This is a genomic window from Okeania sp. KiyG1 (assembly GCF_014132355.1).
In the GTDB taxonomy this organism is placed as follows: Bacteria; Cyanobacteriota; Cyanobacteriia; order Cyanobacteriales; family Microcoleaceae; genus Okeania.
The window spans coordinates 22,933-39,717 of the sequence record NZ_BLZO01000066.1 but is presented as its reverse complement, the minus strand read 5'-3'; the positions used below and the strand labels follow the sequence as shown (position 1 = coordinate 39,717).

General features: G+C 39.0%; 12 protein-coding genes. 8 read left to right on the top strand and 4 right to left on the bottom strand.

Features of this window, described 5'->3' with window-relative positions:
- Positions 1–1,657: 1,657 nt before the first annotated feature.
- From SAGCYANO_RS13735 to SAGCYANO_RS13725, 3 genes are all read right to left on the bottom strand, one after another.
- Positions 1,658–2,920: an ATP-binding protein gene (locus SAGCYANO_RS13735; protein ID WP_202220588.1), complete on the bottom strand. Its 1,263-nt coding sequence runs from the start codon at positions 2,918–2,920 to the stop codon at positions 1,658–1,660.
- Positions 2,917–3,066: a hypothetical protein gene (locus tag SAGCYANO_RS13730; protein WP_202220587.1), complete on the bottom strand. Its 150-nt coding sequence runs from the start codon at positions 3,064–3,066 to the stop codon at positions 2,917–2,919. Before SAGCYANO_RS13730 ends, SAGCYANO_RS13735 begins: the two co-directional genes overlap by 4 nt.
- Before the next feature lie 146 nt (positions 3,067–3,212).
- Positions 3,213–4,838, bottom strand: a complete 1,626-nt coding sequence (locus SAGCYANO_RS13725) for a tetratricopeptide repeat protein (RefSeq protein ID WP_202220586.1) — start codon at positions 4,836–4,838, stop codon at positions 3,213–3,215.
- A 95-nt stretch (positions 4,839–4,933) separates the two neighbouring features.
- On the opposite strand from SAGCYANO_RS13725, the gene SAGCYANO_RS13720 reads away from it, so the two are divergent.
- The 5 genes from SAGCYANO_RS13720 (at position 4,934) to SAGCYANO_RS13705 (ending at position 6,987) form a co-directional block, all read left to right on the top strand.
- Positions 4,934–5,182, top strand: coding sequence for a type II toxin-antitoxin system ParD family antitoxin (locus SAGCYANO_RS13720; protein ID WP_202220585.1), 249 nt, complete (start codon positions 4,934–4,936; stop codon positions 5,180–5,182).
- Between the two features lie 140 nt (positions 5,183–5,322).
- Entirely contained in the window at positions 5,323–5,979 is a 657-nt protein-coding gene (locus SAGCYANO_RS13715) for a hypothetical protein (RefSeq protein ID WP_237396141.1), read from the top strand.
- A 51-nt stretch (positions 5,980–6,030) separates the two neighbouring features.
- On the top strand, positions 6,031–6,309 hold the full coding sequence (locus SAGCYANO_RS44700; protein WP_237396140.1) for a hypothetical protein: 279 nt from the start codon (positions 6,031–6,033) through the stop codon (positions 6,307–6,309).
- Between the two features lie 72 nt (positions 6,310–6,381).
- Positions 6,382–6,648: a hypothetical protein gene (locus SAGCYANO_RS13710; RefSeq protein WP_202220584.1), complete on the top strand. Its 267-nt coding sequence runs from the start codon at positions 6,382–6,384 to the stop codon at positions 6,646–6,648.
- Between the two features lie 72 nt (positions 6,649–6,720).
- Entirely contained in the window at positions 6,721–6,987 is a 267-nt protein-coding gene (locus SAGCYANO_RS13705; protein WP_202220583.1) for a hypothetical protein, read from the top strand.
- An 815-nt stretch (positions 6,988–7,802) separates the two neighbouring features.
- Here the strand turns inward: SAGCYANO_RS13705 and SAGCYANO_RS13700 are convergent.
- Positions 7,803–11,318, bottom strand: a complete 3,516-nt coding sequence (locus tag SAGCYANO_RS13700) for an esterase-like activity of phytase family protein (protein WP_202220582.1) — start codon at positions 11,316–11,318, stop codon at positions 7,803–7,805.
- Positions 11,319–12,605: 1,287 nt separating this feature from the next.
- Between SAGCYANO_RS13700 and SAGCYANO_RS13695 the strand changes: the two genes are divergently transcribed.
- The 3 genes from SAGCYANO_RS13695 to SAGCYANO_RS13685 all read left to right on the top strand — a co-directional run bounded on the left by SAGCYANO_RS13695 (position 12,606) and on the right by SAGCYANO_RS13685 (position 16,566).
- The gene (locus SAGCYANO_RS13695; protein ID WP_202220581.1) at positions 12,606–13,940 is read left to right on the top strand and encodes a DUF58 domain-containing protein; all 1,335 of its coding nucleotides are present in this window, start codon (positions 12,606–12,608) and stop codon (positions 13,938–13,940) included.
- A 299-nt stretch (positions 13,941–14,239) separates the two neighbouring features.
- Positions 14,240–15,238, top strand: coding sequence for a GTPase (locus SAGCYANO_RS13690; protein ID WP_202220580.1), 999 nt, complete (start codon positions 14,240–14,242; stop codon positions 15,236–15,238).
- A 35-nt stretch (positions 15,239–15,273) separates the two neighbouring features.
- On the top strand, positions 15,274–16,566 hold the full coding sequence (locus tag SAGCYANO_RS13685) for a GTPase (RefSeq protein WP_202220579.1): 1,293 nt from the start codon (positions 15,274–15,276) through the stop codon (positions 16,564–16,566).
- Positions 16,567–16,785 lie beyond the last annotated feature (219 nt).

Here is a 16,785-nt window from a genome sequence, read left to right as displayed (position 1 = left end):
TTGATTTAACTATTGTCCAATAGTTATTTTTATTTATATATAGTCAACAGAAGCGATAGAACATCCGTTCCGCGAGAGCGATCGCTGAGTTTCAGCAGATTAATGTTTGATTTAACTATTGTCCAATAGTTATTTTTATTTATATATAGTCAACAGAAGCGATAGAACATCCGTTCCGCGAGAGCGATCGCTGAGTTTCAGCAGATTAATGTTTGATTTAACTATTGTCCAATAGTTATTTTTATTTATATATAGTCAACAGAAGCGATAGAACATCCGTTCCGCGAGAGCGATCGCTGAGTTTCAGCAGATTAATGTTTGATTTAACTATTGTCCAATAGTTATTTTTATTTATATATAGTCAACAGAAGCGATAGAACATCCGTTCCGCGAGAGCGATCGCTGAGTTTCAGCAGATTAATGTTTGATTTAACTATTGTCCAATAGTTATTTTTATTTATATATAGTCAACAGAAGCGATAGAACATCCGTTCCGCGAGAGCGATCGCTGAGTTTCAGCAGATTAATGTTTGATTTAACTATTGTCCAATAGTTATTTTTATTTATATATAGTCAACAGAAGCGATAGAACATCCGTTCCGCGAGAGCGATCGCTGAGTTTCAGCAGATTAATGTTTGATTTAACTATTGTCCAATAGTTATTTTTATTTATATATAGTCAACAGAAGCGATAGAACATCCGTTCCGCGAGAGCGATCGCTGAGTTTCAGCAGATTAATGTTTGATTTAACTATTGTCCAATAGTTATTTTTATTTATATACAGTCAACAGAAGCGATAGAACATCCGTTCCGCGAGAGCGATCGCTGAGTTTCAGCAGATTAATGTTTGATTTAACTATTGTCCAATAGTTATTTTTATTTATATATAGTCAACAGAAGCGATAGAACATCCGTTCCGCGAGAGCGATCGCTGAGTTTCAGGAGATTAATATTTGATTTAACTATTGTCCAATAGTTATTTTTATTTATATACAGTCACACTCAAGTGATAGAACATCCGTTCCGCGAGAGCGATCGCTGAGTTTCAGGAGATTAATATTTGATTTAACTATTGTCCAATAGTTATTTTTATTTATATACAGTCACACTCAAGCGATAGAACATCCGTTCCGCGAGAGCGATCGCTCAGTCTCAGCAGATGGATATTTGATTTAACTATTGTCTAATAGTTATTTTTATTTATATACAGTCACACTCAAGTGATAGAACATCCGTTCCGCGAGAGCGATCGCTCAGTCTCAGCAGATGGATATTTGATTTAACTATTGTCCAATAGTTATTTTTATTTATATACAGTCACACTCAAGCGATAGAACATCCGTTCCGCGAGAGCGATCGCTCAGTCTCAGCAGATGGATATTTGATTTAACTATTGTCTAATAGTTATTTTTATTTATATACAGTCACACTCAAGTGATAGAACATCCGTTCCGCGAGAGCGATCGCTGAGTTTCAGGAGATTAATATTTAATTTATCTATTGTCCAATAGTTATTTTTATTTATATACACAGGACTTACGCAAATTGACATTTAAAACACCATCTGTAGGGGCGAATGGTATTCGCCCTCACTATATGTAGAGTGTCTGCGTAAGTCCTGTATTAATTATTGAATCCCTCTTTTGGAGGAGATGTCTAATCTTCTTTTTCCTCATTGCTTGGAGGTAACAAAAGTGGAGTTGCAGCATATTCAGCAGTACGATCGCTAGGCAACCTACGAAGTAAGTCTCGTTGAATTAATTTGTCTAAGATTGGCAAAATTTCACTAAATGTATTAACTTTTATTTTTTGTAAATCATCAATAGTGACATTTGCATCTGATAAAATGCCTTTTTCTAATACTACCTCTAATACAATGAAATCTTGAGGAGTTAATCCCGACTGTCCTCCCACTTTTTGCTCTGCATCAGCTAACCCCTGCTGTAAAATTTCTGGTGTAATGATCTTTGCACCTAATTCGGCAGCTTTCTGTAATATATATCTACCCAAGCGGTTTAACCACCGGGGAACACCACCAGATCGTTCGCACAAAAGTCTAGCAGTTTCGGGAGTGAATGGGGCAACTGCTTCAGGATCATCTAAAGCAAGCTGAGATTCTTTTGGTCGCGCACTATTCAGATATTTGACTAGCATTTCATAAGTAGTATCCATCTCCATTTCTTCAAGTTTGAGAGCAAGATCGAATAATCCACGCTCCGCAATTAAAATGTCTCGTGTTATGCCAAAAGGATGACCTGTAAGAATAAACCACGCTCCTGATTTTAAAATTCCTTGAGCATCTAGTAATAACTGTCTAACCTTTGCAGGGTCTTGTTTGTCTAGATCGTCGATAGCAATAACTACGCGATCGCTCTTTTCTAAAGCTCGTTGCAGTAAGTCTTCAAAACTGAGACTGGGAAACTGAGGTTTTTGAATGGCGGTAACTTCTTCTTCTACTTCTACACTAGCAACAGGAAGACCTCCTTTGCCCTTAATTTTCCTTTTGCGCAGAGCTTTTTGAGGACGTAATCCCATTTGATTTAATTGTTGTTGGGCCCATTCATCATCTTCCATTTCACGAGCTAAAGCAATTAAAGCTGCGGTAGCTAAATCTATTCCTTGAGGTAAACTAATATAAGCAGTAATAGTATTTTTAGTCTTACGTTCTAAAATACCTAAAATTTCTAGAATAAATGCTGTTTTACCAATCCCGATCCACCCATAAACTAGCAAGCGTTTTCTCTCGCTACCCCGGAATAGGTGGAGAACTTCTCTGAGTTCTTTTGTCCGACCTGTAAAAACTTCTTGGATTTTGGCTTGACCAATAGTTGAAGCACTTTCCGAAAAGGGAATTTCCTTTATACCCCATCGGTCGTAGATACTATCTAATTCATCCCAAATTTTATCCCCATCACTCATTTTAGTTGTTTCTCCTTCATTTTTTCAATCAAATCTATCATTTTTTCTACTTCATTAATCCATAATTTATCATCAACTTGCCCGTAAATTTCTCTAGCTTTTTCTAACTCCAGTAAAGCATCTTCAAGAAAACCTATTTGTACCATTAACCAACCTAGTCCAGTTTTACATATAGCAATACCTTCCTGGTTTTTTTATGTGTTCATAAATGCGTAGAGCATCTCGATAATAAATGCGAGATTTATCGAAGTTACTCATTAAGTGGTGAGTGCGAGCTATCTGATAGGTAGTTTTAGCAAGAAGTGGATAGTCGTTTTCTTTGCTGTAAGTTTGGAAACTTTTTTTCTAAATAATCTAGACCTTTATACCAGGAACCTTGTTCAACACAGATCGTGCCAACTAATAGACAACTTTTGGCTGCTTCCCATGAATCTCCTAATTCTTCAAATGTCTGAATTGCTTTTTCGTAGTAAGCGATCGCCTCCTCGAATTTTTGTTGTGCTTGTGTGATGACTCCCAGGTTATGGCAAATTTTGGCTAAGTTGTTCAAATCTTTCACCTCTTCAAAAACCTGTAGAGATTTTTGGAAATAGGCGATCATACGCTTGAGTTGTCCTTGCTTTCCTGCCACTGTACCTAGTTTGTGATAGGTAGCAGCAACATTGTGGAAGTTCCCCGTATCTTCATAGATTTCTAGATAGACATTGAGAGCTTTTTGGAAATAGCTAGTAGCTTCATCAAACCGCCTTTGCTCCTCCGCTACTTCACCTAGATGGTGATAGTCAGCAGCAACTTCGTAGAAATTTCTCTTATTTTCTCTAATCTGGAGAGATTTTTGGAAATAGGCAATTGCCTTCTCAAACTGCCTCTGTTCCTGTGCTACTGTACCCAGGTTGTGATAGACACTAGCAACTTGGTAGAAGTCTTTTGGATTTTCATAGATATCTAGAGCTTTTTGGAAATAACTGTTAGCTTCCTCAAACTGTTGCTGTCCCCTTGCTACTATACCAAGGTTGTTGTAGACACTAGCAACTCTGTGGAAATGACCCTCATTTTCATAAATCTCCAAAGCTTTGTGAAAATAAACGTTTGCCTCCTCAAAATACTCTTGATTCTCTGCTAATGAACCTAGATTATGATAGATATCAGCAACCTTGGAAAAATCCTCAGCATCTTGATAAATCTCCAGAGCTTTGTGAAAATAAACGGTTGCCTCTTGAAAATTCTTTCCCTCTGCTGCTAATGCACCTAGATTATGATAGACACCCGCAACCCTATGAAAGTCCCCCATATTCTCAAGAATTTCCAGAGCTTTATGAAAATAGCTAGTAGCTTCATCAAACCGCCGTTTTTCCCCTGTGACTAATCCCAAGTTTTGGTAGACACCAGCGATTCCCTGAAAATCCTCCAAATCCTCAAAAATTTGCAGAGCTTTTTGGAAATAGCTGGTAGCTTCATCATATTGTCGTTGATCCGCAAGCAATACACCTAGACTAAGATAGCCATTGGCAACCTTATGGCAATCCTCCAAATCCTCAAAAATTTGCAGAGCTTTTTGGAAATAGCTGGTAGCTTCCTCAAACTGCCTTTGCTCCCGTGCTACTAAACCTAGGTTGTGATAGATATTAGCAACATTGGGGCAATCTTTCACATTTTCATAAATCTCCAAAGCTTGTTGGAAATAAGCGATCGCCTCCTCAAATTGCCTTTGCTCGTTTGCCACTGCACCTAAGTTGTGATAAACGCTAGCAACCCCATGAAAGTCCTTTACACCTTCATAAATCTCTATAGCTTGTTGGAAATAAGCGATCGCCTTGTCAAACTCCTTTTGCAAATATGCTGTGTTACCCAATAGGAAATACTGCTTAGTCTCAATTCCTGATAATTTTGTTGCTTGATTTTTTTTTATTTCCACCATATTACTATTGAGTGAATAAGATAGATAAGTTTATCTATTTATGGTAAAACATTATATCTCTAATAATTAAAACTTACAATTTTCAAGAGTTTTTTATGAATATTAAGCTGACTCCTGAACAGGAAAAGTTTATTGAGATACAGGTTAATAGTGGTAATTTTGCCACTTTTGAAGAGGTAATTGATAAAGCTTTTAAGTTGCTAGAGTACCAACAATGGATGGAAGAAACACCGGAAAAAATTGATTCTGGTGTGGCAGAGTTAGATAGAAGAGAAGGGTTAGATGGAGAAGCTGTAGTAATGGATATTTTGAATAGTAGAGTAGGTTGGGTTGAGGAACGTTAGCGCTAGCTTATCCGCAGGATAAACCCAACATAAAGATATATAGCAAACAAATAATTAGACAGTAATATAATAAGTGATTGTTGGGTTGCGATATCGCTTAACCCAACCTACAAAGATTCATCTCTAAAATTAACAATAAAATGACAGAAATAACAGCTAATTATGATGAGCCGTGGAAAGCAGCAATTTCTGAATATTTTGAATCTTTCCTCAGCTTCTTTTATCCAGAAATTCATGTCTCTATTAACTGGCAAAAAAAACCAGTTTCTCTAGATAAAGAATTAGAACAAATTACAGCCTCGGCAAAAACAGAAAAACGTTATGCCGATAAATTATTTCAAGCTTGGTTATTGGACGATCAAGAAATCTGGATTTTGATTCATATTGAAGTGCAAAGTCAGTATGACCGAGAATTTAGCCAACGAATGTTTATCTATAACTATCGAGCTTTTGACCTTTACAATAAACCAGTAATTAGTTTAGCTATACTGGGAGATGAAAACCCATCTTGGCGACCAAATTTCTGTGAATATGGTTTAGGAAACAGTCAAATGAGATTAGATTTTGCCATAGTCAAACTTTTAGATTATCAATGGGAGGAATTAGAATCGAATAATAATCCATTTGCTATGATAGTAATGGCACACCTGAAAACTAAAAGTACCACAAGTAATCTTACAGAAAGAGAGCAATGGAAATGGCAATTAGTTAGAAGTTTATACGATAGGGGGTTAACCAAGTTCGATATTATCAATTTGTTTAAATTCATTGATAAAATGATGACATTACCCCCATAATTAGAATCAAACTTTCAAACCAAAATTAATCAATATGAGGAGGAACAGAGAATGGAATTTTTAAGCACTATAGAAGAATTAGCTATAGAAAGAGGTCAAAAAATAGGTCAGGAAATAGGTCAGGAAATAGGAGCAAAAGCAAATTGCAGACAAAATATTCTTGATTTGTTGGAAAAACGCTTTAATAGTTTGCCAGAAACTCTGATAAAAGCTATTAATGAAATTAATGACTTAGCTTTGCTAAAACGGTTACTTTTAGAAACAATTACTGTTAATTCAGTTGCAGAGTTTGAGGAATTAATTAAAGATGACTCATTTCGGGAAAATTAGCATAATTCCTAACCACCAGAATTAGAATCAAACTTTCAAACAAAAATCAATCAATATGAGGAGGAACAAAGAATGGAATTTTTAAGCACTATAGAAGAATTAGCTATAGAAAGAGGTCAGGAAATAGGTCAGGAAATAGGAGCAAAAGCAACTTGCAGACAAAATATTCTTGACTTACTGGAAAAACGCTTTAATAGTTTGCCAGAAACTCTGATAAAAGCTATTAATGAAATTAATGACTTAGCTTTGCTAAAACGGTTACTTCTAGAAACAATTACTGTTAATTCAGTTGCAGAGTTTGAGGAATTAATTAAAGATGACTCATTTCGGGAAAATTAGCATAATTCCTAACCACCAGAATTAGAATCAAACTTTCAAACAAAAATTAATCAATATGAGGAGGAACAGAGAATGGAATTTTTAAGCACTATAGAAGAATTGGCGATGGAAAGAGGTCAGCAAAGAGGTCAACAAATAGGAGCAAAAGAAAATTGCAGACAAAATATTCTCGACTTATTGGAAAAACGCTTTAATAGTTTGCCAGAAACTCTGATAAAAGCTATTAATGAAATTAATGACTTAGCTTTGCTAAAACGGTTACTTCTAGAAACAATTACTGTTAATTCAGTTGCAGAGTTTGAGGAATTAATTAAAGATGACTCATTTCGGGAAAATTAGCATAATTCCTATTTCTCATTATCGAAATAGATAACAATTAAAAGTAGAGTAGGTTGAGTTGAGGAACGTTAGCGCCAGCTTATCCGTAGGACAAACTCAACATCAAGATATCAGGACTTACGCAAATTGACTTTTAAACCACCATTTGTAGGGGTAAATAGTATTCGCCCTCGCTATATGTAGAGTCTGTGCGTAAGTCCTGATATATAGCAAACAATAATTAGATAATAGTATCATCAGTTATTGTTGGGTTGCGAAGCGCGCTTAACCCAACCTACAAAACTAAACCGAAACAGATAACAATTAAAAGTAGAGTAGGTTGAGTTGAGGAACGTTAGCGCCAGCTTATCCGTAAGATAAACCGAACATTAAGATATATCGCAAACAAATAATTAGACCATAATATCATCAGTTATTGTTTGGTTGCGAAGCGCGCTTAACCCAACCTACAAAACTAAATCGAAACAGATAACAATTAAAAGTAGAGTAGGTTGAGTTGAGGAACGTTAGCGCCAGCTTATCCGTAGGAGCAACCCAACATTAAGATATATAGCAAACAATAATTAGATAATAGTATCATCAGTTATTGTTGGGTTGCGAAGCGCGCTTAACCCAACCTACAAAAACTAAATCGAAACAGATAACAATTAAAAGTAGAGTAGGTTGAGTTGAGGAACGTTAGCGCTAGCTTATCCCTAGGATCAACCCAACATCAAGATATATCCCAAACAAATAATTAGATAATAGTATCATCAGTTATTGTTGGGTTGCGCTATCACTTAACCCAACCTACAAAGACTAACTAAATAGAAATATTATCTAATTACGAAATCCTCTGCTGATATAGTTGGAGTACCAGTCAAAGTTGCAAACCGACCGCCATCTCCAAAACCACCATCGCTGCCATTAGCATTGTAGAATAAACCACCATTAGTAGAATTGTAGACGATAATAGCTTCACTACTAGCAGCATCACCGTTGCTTCCTACTATTGCAAATTCATCCCCAATATCCTCACCCGCAGTAGTAGTAATTTCTGTGAAAGTCCTTAAGTCAAGTAGAATTAAATCTAAGTCTGGGTTAAAATCTGTAATTTCATCTATCCCTAAACTCGCCTGACTAAACTCATCATTGGCAGCAAAAATAAAGCGGTCTACACTTCCACCACCAGTGAGAATATCATCATCCGCGCCACCATGGAGGCGATCGCGACCAATACCACCACTAAGAGTATCTTCTCCAGGACCTCCTAGCATCCGGTCATTACCCAGACGACCAATTAAATTATCATCTCCATTGTTGCCAAAGATAATATCGCTTCCCAAACCACCATTAACGCGGTCATCACCATTTCCACCGCTAACGCGGTCATTACCACCGTTGCCATTAATATCATCGTTGCCAGCAGAACCACTAATAGTATCGCTGCCACCAAAACCACTGAGAATATCATTACCAGCGAGACCATCAATATTGTCGTCACCCGTACCACCTTCGAGGTTATTATTACCTGGAGTTCCCTGAATATTCTGGTTTGGGCTAAACTCATAAACAGTAGTAGTACCACTAATTTCATTAGCAACTACTAATAACGCCTCCCCATTCGGACTATCTTCTGGAGAAATAAACTTAAATCCTTCTGGTCCTAAGTCCCCCGCTGCCGATAGTTGTTCTGGGGTAGGATCTGGGTCTCCATCAGCATCCGTATCAAATTCAACGGTGAAGTCGCGGTTAGGAATGTATTGCACAAAATCTGGACTGGTGGGGTCGCTGACATCATAAACCATAATTCCCCCTGTACGTTCCAGACCGACAAAAGTATAGGTTTTATCGCCTAAAACTCCTGTGGTTATAGCTTCGGGTTCAGGACCACTATTGTCGCTACGATCGTCAAAAGTATTTTCGTCTCGGTTTGAGTTAAAGTTATCTGGGATTAGATCGGCAGTAATGCGTTCAATACTATCCCCACTGTTGAATATTCGGTTGCCCGCAGCATCCCAAATACTGAAAGACCGACCGCCATTAGCAAAAATTTGGTCGTAGTCGCCATCATCATCAATATCCCCATCTTCGGTTGTCACTGTGAGACGACCAATAGCAGCATCATCTTCTAGTGCAGCAACATTAAAAACTTCAGGGTCCAGTACATATTCATCATCTCCTACCCGTGCTTCTTCATCCAGAGCGTCATAACCTCTGGCATCTCCCTCATCTGCTGTGACATAATAGGTCTCACCTTCTATCACAAAGGAAGCAATACTATCTGGTTGCAATAACCCAAAAACAGGCCAATTACCTAAATTGATACCATCATCGCGATCGCTTGGGTCAATTTGATTACTTTCTGAAAAATCAATTAGACCCAAAACTACTGGCACTGGTTCTGGGTTGAGAGGAACAGTACCATCTCCAGGAATTTCCTCATCTAGGAGACCGAAGTCATTGTCGTTTAGTACCGCCAGTCGTCCATCTGGTAAAAGTGATAAACCTTCTGGTTTGTCTCCTGCTAAGTAACCAAGGGAGGGTAGGTTAGTTATCTTGGTTTTGTTAACTGGTTGGATGTCTAAATCAAAAATTTCATCTACATCTAGCTGTTCTAGAGTTGTATTTTCTGGTAAACTTGGTGCGTCGTCAGCGAGTAAATTAGTTGCTCCTTTGAGGTCAATTTCAAATATAAATTTTTTGCCTGTGGCAGTGGTAGAAGAGTCTCGCTCTAGGATATAAAATGTGTCAGCATCAGCATCATAAACAGCATCACCAATTTTATCAACTAATAGACTACCATTATCTGGGTTTATAGTTGGTTTTTCTAGGAGGTAGACATATTCTGCTACGGGTTCTCCAGTCTCTGGGTCGATACCTAACATCCGAATAACGCTGGAGTCGTCAGATGCAGTGCGATCGGGATTTGCTAGAGGTGTTTGAATAAAGCTGTAGAGAATATCTTCATCTGTATCTAGCGCAATAGCTTCAAAACCACGGTTGCGACGACGGTTAGAATATTCTGCGGGTAGGGTTTCAGTACCAAAAGTTCCTTCTGTTTCTCCTGCTAGTGCTGCTGTTCCTTCCGGTACAAAGCGGTCTATGAGTGACCCATCAACATCAAAGTGGTAGATGGCGGGGCGATATTCATCTACAGTCCAGTATGTACCATCATCATTGATAACAATACCTTCCATGTCTGCACCAAAGGGGTCGTATTCGAGGGGGTTTCCAAATAGGTCTACTGGTTCTTCGTCTACTCCTGGAATGTTAGGTAAACCTGTGATGGGAGTTGTACCGTCTTGCCTATTTAGGAGAATTTCTTCAGTTATGTCAATATCGCCACTGTCTTCATCTAGTGTAAAGCGAACAATTCTAGCTTGATAGTCTGGCAGAGCAAATGGTCTTTCGTTATCGCCGTCATCATCTACGTCTGTAGGTGCGCCATTTGGTCCGCGGTCTGGTACGGTGACAAATTGTAAGTTGCCGTCTTCGTCTTCACCTTCATACCATAGTCCAGATAGACCACCCAAGCGAATTTCCTGACCCCCTTCGGTTGTATCCAAAACTCGCAGGTCAGAATCATCAAATTCAAATGGTGTCAGAGAGGGAAGACCGCGACTGTAGTCTTTTGCTCCCAATGGCAGAACATCTACAATGTTGGCATTTTCAATATCTACCACTGCTATAGCATTATTTTCTTGTAGAGTGACAAATGCTGTGGTGTCGTTACCATCTACAGCAATAAATTCTGGTTCGAGGTCTTGAGCTGCATTTGACCCAGGACCGTAGATCCGAACGCCTTTGTTACGCAATTCTTCTTCCCGACCAATGAAATCAGAAAAATCAGCGGTAGAGACATCTGCCTGAGTTAAATTGCCTACCCCACCAGAAATGTCGATAATGCTAACGGAACCTTCTGGGTCGTTGCTGTAGTCATCGTTGGGTTCTCCTTCATTTGCCACTAGCACCTTTGTGCCATCAGACGTAAAGGTGAGCATATCTGGTAATGCACCCACAGTTACTTCGTTGAGAGTATCGCCATCTGCATTAAAGAAGGCAACTGTCCCTGGGTCTTGTTTGACATCAGCTTCGACCGCCACTGCTACGATGCCATTTTGATTAACTGCAACACTGTTGGCAATTGCGCCAAAGGAGGAAACATCAATTTGATCTATTAAATTGGGGTTGGTGGGATCGCTAATATCTAGTACATCAATAGCTGCTTCATTTGCCTTGACAACAAACACTCTTTGTGTATTGGGGTCGTAAGCCGGAATTTCGGCAGCACTTTCATCAAAAATGCCTGTTTCATAAGTACCTAATGGTCGGAGTTGTGGGTCTGTCATTCTATCTTCCTAGTTGTATATATGTTTAATGGACCGAGTGTATATTAACAGCTTCACTTTAAGATAAGTTTAAATAGTCCAGAACTTACGCAAATCCACCTTGAAAACACCATATGTAGGGGCGTTAACGTAGTTGTGCGTAGCAAATGGCATTCGCCCTCACTGAGTTTAGTGTCCGTCCGTAAGTCCTGTAGTCATAATTAATTATAAAGACATCTCAAAAAAAGAGGGAGTAGGGAGTAGCGGTGCGACCCCGCGTCGGCTGCAGACGCATCTGGTAGCGCACCAAGAGAGGGAGTAGAGAGTAGGAAAAAATAATTGATGATTTATTGGCAATATATGTACAATAATTGATTTGATTTTTATTATTAGAGATATCTAAAAGTCAAACTTTGCTTCTATACACATAGTCAAGGAATTGTCAACCATGATGGCGATCGCCTAGTTCGGGTTTGCGCTCAAAAGTCTTTTAACCCACCCTCGCCCCTCCCCTCCCAACCCACCCCTAACCCCTCCGGTGGAGGGGAGGGGAAGGTAGGAGGCAACCCACCCCTAACCCCGGAGGGGAAAAAAGGAGGAACGAGGGATGAGCGAGGAGGTAGGAGTAAGAATTGTAAGAATGATTTTTCTACCATAGTCAGCCCAAAATACTAGCTTTTTGCAGCTCTAGGCACCGAAAAGCTGGCACTTTTTTGAAGCCCAAAAAGGCTAATACCTTATATTTATCAATACGCGCGAGAATTAATCAGCAAGCCCTAGTTATATCATGTCCGCTTGAATACTTACACTGAGACAGCGCTTTTGTCGATCTCTGAAACATCGTCATAACCAAAACTCTGTAGTGGAGTGGCACACCTAAAACTGTGCAATATTGTTTATAGGTATCTTTATCTCCCCATCTCCCCACATTCCCCTCCACCGGAGGGGTTAGGGGTGGGTCCCCATCTCCTCATCTCTCAACTACTAGGCGATCGCGTAACCTGTATGGTGTCGTAGATCAGACGGATGAAACCCTAAAACAATGTCTGATATAGTAAGTATAAATTCTGGCTCAATTGGTAAAGCTTTTATCTCAAACTAAAAGCAATAGCTGATGGCTGATAGCTGACGGCTGTTTGCGCAGCATTCCGGAGGAAATGCTTACATTTAATCAAAGCCTATTTTACACAAATCAAGAGTAAATTACTCAATTACTACACAGTCATTATTATAATAGATTTGATATGATTAATCTACTTAACAAGTCCTAATTTTTAGGATTATTTTTTGAATTTGGTATAACTCGAAATGATTCCTTCAAAACGTTTATATTTACTATTATTATTAGGAATGGTCGTTGCGCCAGTCATAGCTATTTTGTTCGATCAACAAATAAGTTTGATGGCACTAGCACTGTTTGATGTGATTATCTGTAGTTTAGCTGTTTGGGATGGAGCTACGGTGAAACTTAATCGAGTCAAACTAGCGCGCTACCCTTTACAGAAACTTTCTATTGGGCGAGATAATCATATTACTATATCGGTTGAGTCTGGCAAACACAGGGCAAATATTATCTTGCATGATGATTATCCCCCAGAATTTGCCACTTCCTCTACTACTCTCTCAGCAATAGTTGAACCTAACAGCACTCAAGAATTAACTTATCATGTCAACCCCGATAAACGAGGTGAGTTTCAGTGGGGAAATATTCGGGCGCGACAATTGGGGAAGTGGGGTTTAGCGTGGCAGCAATGGCAAGTTCCGGCAAGTCAACAGGTGGCAGTTTATCCAGATTTGCTGGGGTTACGATCGCTCTCTATCCGTCTCTCTCTACAAAATACTGGCACGATGCGTCAAAAGCGACGTCTGGGAATGGGAACAGAATTTTCGGAACTCCGGGAATATGGTATTGGTGATGATATACGCTTCATTGACTGGAAAGCTACCGCTCGTCGTAGTCGCCCTTTAGTGCGGGTATTGGAACCAGAAACGGAGCAAACTTTGATTATTTTACTTGATGGGGGGAGGTTGATGACTGCCCAGGTGCAGGGTTTAAAACGGTTTGATTGGGGTTTGAATGCTACTTTGTCATTAGCAATGGCAGGGTTGAGTAGGGGCGATCGTGTGGGAGTGGGAGTATTTGAGCGTCAACTCAGCACTTGGATACCACCAGAGAGGGGAAAAAATCAATTATCAAAATTAATTGAAAGTCTGACACCTATTCAACCAGTTTTGCGGGAACCAGATTATGTTGAGGCAGTTACTAGAGTGGTTAAGCAACAAACCCGTCGTGCTTTGGTAGTGGTAATTACAGATATTGTGGATGCCACTGCTTCTGCGGAACTGTTGGCAGCATTGGCAAGGTTAACGCCTCGTTATTTACCGTTTTGTGTGGCTTTGTGCGACCCATTGGTGAATAAATTAGCTCATACTCCCACTGTTTCTGGAGAAAATCAGCAGATACATGAAAAAAGTCATGCTGCTTATACTCGTGCTGTGGCAATAGATTTATTATCTCAAAGACAGGTTGCTTTTACTCAGTTGAAACAGAAAGGTGTTTTGGTTTTAGATGCGCCGGCAAATCAAATTAGTACAGAATTGGTAGATAGATATTTGCAGCTCAAGTCTAGGAATTTACTTTAGTATTTAATAGGTTGCAGGCATTTGTTCTTATAACCGGATTTTGTATCCGGACTTACGCTTTCTTCCGAAAAAAAAACACTATATATGCCATAGTACTATAGTTTTATATACTATGTATAGTGTCTTTGCAAGTCCTGTGTATAAGACCTAACACCTAATTATGTGCAGCCTCAAATAAAATTGCTATAATAGCCTCGGGTATAATTTTCTTCTGACAAAAGATTGAAATGATTTTATTTGGCTTTTTTCCTAAAGTCTAGATCATTGCCAAGTATATACAAACTTACCACAAATTTAGTATGTCGTCCTACAAAAAAACTAAGGCCCAAAGTTGGGTCAACGGCTATGCTGTAACTGGTGCCGGCATTGTAATAGCAGCAGTTATTCCAGGTTCTACGTCTGTTGCTTTGATGAGTTTAGAGGCAACCATGTGTTTTCATATTGGCAAAATTTACAGAGGAAGTGATTACGAATGGAAAGAAGCAGTTGCAGTTGCAGGAGCAGTTGGTTTAGCCGCAGTTGCAGGTAAACTAATAGCATTAGAAGCTTTAACTTTACTTCCCTTTGCTGGCTGGGCAGCAAAAGCTCCCATTGCAGGCGGCATTATTAAAGCATTGGGGGAAGCTATAATTTCCTACTATGAGAAGATGGAGCCTTACTCTAGTGTAGTGACTTTTAAATCTCCAACAATTGTAGAACTGCTGACAGCTTCACCTCAAGCAATTTTAGCCAAGCGTCCTCAAAAAGTAATTACCTTTGTGGGAAAAACAGGCGAGGGTAAATCTAGTACAATTAACGCATTAGTTGATTATCAAGCGTTTAATGTGGGAGCAGAACACGGAACAACTACAACAGTTGATAGCGTAGATTATACTAATGGTTATTCGCTACAAGATACTCCTGGCTTGCTGGATGATGACGCTGAGTATTTACAGTTAATTGCTGACGCTCTTAAAGAAAGCGAATTAGTCATTTATACCACCAGAGGACAACTTTATGAACCTGAGCTAGAGGTAGTTCGACAAATTTGCAATTTTCAGCAGCAATGGAATCAAGATTCTGGAACACCAGGTTTGAGAAAGTTGCTGCTTTACGTCAATATGCAAGATATTAAAGAGCAAACAATGCCTAGTTCAATGCGAGCAGAAGAAGCTACTTTAATTAAGTCGCAAGTGGCTGAATGGATTCCTGAAAGCAAAGTTGCTTTTGGTGCAGCAGCACCAGTTTTAAAAAATCAAATACAACCAGCAAGAATTGAGAAATTGCAAGAACTAATTTTGCAAAACATTAATTCTTAATAACTTATTCATTTTACATTTATGGAGGTAAGCTAGTGGATAACCAACAAGAGTTTCGTCAAGAAATTCAACAGATTCGTGAGGAACTAAAAGTAGCTCTTAAGGAAATAAAATCTAAAATTGGTAACAATCTTAGTTCCCAAGAAATGGGCGAAGTAGAAAATGAATTTCAACAGCTTGATGAGCTTTTAGAGCGTTTAGAAACTGGTTTAGTCTGGCTCTGCTTTTTTGGTAAAACCTCTGTTGGTAAATCGGCAATTGCTAATTCGCTGATTGGAGAAGACTTAGCAAAGGTTGGGATTCAACATGATTTAACAACTGAACCAGCATATTATGAAAAACGGCCTTGGATGTTAGTTGACGTACCGGGTATTTTAGGGAAAGAAGTTAATAAAGACGTTGCCATTGAAGAAGCAGAAAAAGCTCATGGACATATTTTTGTGCTTGACGGAGAACCACTAGAGTTAGAGTTAGAGTTATTTAACTTAGTTCATAATAAAATGCCTACAACCCCAAAAATTGTCTTTGTTAATCAATGGGATAAAATGCAAAGTCGTCCTAAAAAGGATAGAGAGACTGTCCGCGAGCGCATCGAACAAAAAATGGGTAAGTTTATTAAGTCTCCAGATGATATCGTCTATGGTAGCGCCCAAATATACGATCCAGACAAAGATGATATGGTAAGACAAGAAATACCAAAACTTCTTGATAAACTATATGAAGATGCAGGAGCGCTAGGCGAAGTGGTCAATATTCTCGATCCAGCTAGTCGTGCTGATGATATAACTCAAGGCATTCGCGATCGTATTCTGACGATCAGAAAGAAAATTGCCAGAAGAGTAATCAATGTTTTTGGTATAGCTTCAGCAGCGGTGGGATTAGTTCCTTTCGATCAATTGGTAGTTACACCAGGAGTTTTAACAAGTATGGTACTTGTAATTACATTAATTATGGGTCGAAACGCTAATTTTATGAATATTGAGGGGCAAAGTTCAAACAACGTAACTAAGGCTGGCAAGATGGCAATAGAGTTACTAAAAGCCTGCGGTGAAGTTTTATTCTGGGAATTTGTAGCTGTTTTTGCAGGTGGTTTAGCTTTAGATGTTGTTGGCACTATATTTGGTCCTTTAGGAATGGGATTGACAGCACTAGCGGACTTAGCGGCGTTGGGTTGGTATAGGTATAATCGCACTGCAATTTTAGGAGAAGTAACCATAGAATATGTATCTAATGGTTTTTCCTGGGGAGCTGATGGCGCAGAAGCAGTTATTAAGCGGTGTAAAGAACGTGCCCAAGAGCATTATGTTCGACTCCAATCGAAAAAGTAGATCATTTATTTAGTGATCGCTCTCTTATCCCCCAGAAGGCTGCCATTTTCTTGCTTTCAACTTCAAGCAACTTCTTGCTCTTATTATTTCTTGCATTGTGTGCTTTTTTGTGTTATTGTTGATTATATCAGGAGTAGCGGTAGTACGCACCTGAAAAGAACCATGAAAACAACATAGAGTATGGGGTTCAATTCAGAAGTTCTAGTCAACCCGTGAAAA

Bases quoted from the DNA above. Each gene is read 5' to 3' on its own strand.
- SAGCYANO_RS13735 (WP_202220588.1), bottom strand. From the start codon at position 2,920: ATGAGTGATGGGGATAAAATTTGGGATGAATTAGATAGTATCTACGAC.
- SAGCYANO_RS13730 (WP_202220587.1), bottom strand. From the start codon at position 3,066: ATGGTACAAATAGGTTTTCTTGAAGATGCTTTACTGGAGTTAGAAAAA.
- SAGCYANO_RS13725 (WP_202220586.1), bottom strand. From the start codon at position 4,838: ATGGTGGAAATAAAAAAAAATCAAGCAACAAAATTATCAGGAATTGAG.
- SAGCYANO_RS13720 (WP_202220585.1), top strand. From the start codon at position 4,934: ATGAATATTAAGCTGACTCCTGAACAGGAAAAGTTTATTGAGATACAG.
- SAGCYANO_RS13715 (WP_237396141.1), top strand. From the start codon at position 5,323: ATGACAGAAATAACAGCTAATTATGATGAGCCGTGGAAAGCAGCAATT.
- SAGCYANO_RS44700 (WP_237396140.1), top strand. From the start codon at position 6,031: ATGGAATTTTTAAGCACTATAGAAGAATTAGCTATAGAAAGAGGTCAA.
- SAGCYANO_RS13710 (WP_202220584.1), top strand. From the start codon at position 6,382: ATGGAATTTTTAAGCACTATAGAAGAATTAGCTATAGAAAGAGGTCAG.
- SAGCYANO_RS13705 (WP_202220583.1), top strand. From the start codon at position 6,721: ATGGAATTTTTAAGCACTATAGAAGAATTGGCGATGGAAAGAGGTCAG.
- SAGCYANO_RS13700 (WP_202220582.1), bottom strand. From the start codon at position 11,318: ATGACAGACCCACAACTCCGACCATTAGGTACTTATGAAACAGGCATT.
- SAGCYANO_RS13695 (WP_202220581.1), top strand. From the start codon at position 12,606: ATGATTCCTTCAAAACGTTTATATTTACTATTATTATTAGGAATGGTC.
- SAGCYANO_RS13690 (WP_202220580.1), top strand. From the start codon at position 14,240: ATGTCGTCCTACAAAAAAACTAAGGCCCAAAGTTGGGTCAACGGCTAT.